This window comes from Melaminivora alkalimesophila (assembly GCF_000282995.1).
Classification (GTDB): Bacteria; Pseudomonadota; Gammaproteobacteria; order Burkholderiales; family Burkholderiaceae_C; genus Melaminivora; species Melaminivora alkalimesophila.
On sequence record NZ_ALEE01000255.1, the window covers coordinates 1 to 1,075 of the forward strand.

A 1,075-nucleotide genomic window follows, 5' to 3' on the forward strand; every position below is an offset into this window, starting at 1 on the left:
GGCCTGCCGCGACCAGCACCTGCCATGGTTCGCCGACCGCGCACCTGGAATGTCGCTGTGGCGCCTGTCGGTGCCGCAGACGGCGCCGGTGTTGGCGCTGCCCGCGGGCGTGGCGCCGCCGCTGGTGGAGTGGCACGGCGGCCAGCGCTGGGTCTGGGTGGAGCCCGGCCATGGGTCGGCGCTGCAGGCCCTGGCCCAATCGGTGGGCGGCCATGCGGAGCTGTTCCGTCCGGCGGCCGGGGGCGTGCTGGAGGCGGCGCCCCCTGCACGCGAGCCGGCGCTGCAGGCCATCGAGCAACGGTTGGAAGCGGCCTTCGACCCGGCCGGCATCTTCCGCGCCGGCGCTGCCGGGGAGTGAGGGCGCATGCGCGTGCTGCGCCACCTGACGGCGCGCCACCGCACGCGGGCGACCAACCGCGCGCTCGGGCTGATGCTGGCCTTCAACGCCGGGGCGATGAACGCCGGCGGCTTCATGGCGGTGCACATGTACACCTCGCACATGACGGGTTTTCTCGCCACGCTGGCCGACAGCCTGGTGCTGGGCGAGATCGGGCTGGTGCTGGCGGCCGTCGGAGCCCTGTGGGCCTTCATGTCGGGCGCGGGCACCACGGCGATTCTGGTCAACTGGGCGCGGCGCCGGCGCCTGTGCAGCAGCTATGCGCTGCCGCTGCTGCTGGAGGCGCTGTTGATGCTGCTGTTCGGGCTGCTGGGCGCGCTGACCATGCAATGGCCGACGCCCTTCGCCGTGCCGCTGACGGTGCTGTTGCTGGCCTACATGATGGGGCTGCAAAATGCCGTGGTCACGAAGATGAGTTCGGCGCAGATCCGCACCACGCACATGACGGGCGTGGTCACCGACCTGGGGATGGAGCTGGGCAAGATGCTCTACCCGAACCGCCCAGGCACGCCCCCGGCCGGCCGCGTGCGCGCCAACCGCGAGCGGGCGCAGCTGTTTGCCAGCCTGCTGCTGCTGTTCGTGGTGGGCGGCGTGGTGGGCGCGGCGGGCTTCAAGTACGTGGGCTTCGTCTGGGTGGTTCCGCAGGCCTCGCTGCTGCTGGGGCTGTCGCTGCCGCCG

At 72.5% G+C, this 1,075-nt stretch carries 1 protein-coding gene and 1 pseudogene; both read left to right on the forward strand.

Annotated elements, in window-relative coordinates; all coding sequences use genetic code 11:
• Positions 1-358, forward strand: a pseudogene (gene glcE, locus A612_RS17315) (glycolate oxidase subunit GlcE); the annotation flags it as partial.
• A 6-nt stretch (positions 359-364) separates the two neighbouring features.
• Positions 365-1,075: YoaK family protein (locus A612_RS04650; RefSeq protein ID WP_019373378.1), on the forward strand; the 711-nt coding region annotated here is incomplete at its 3' end.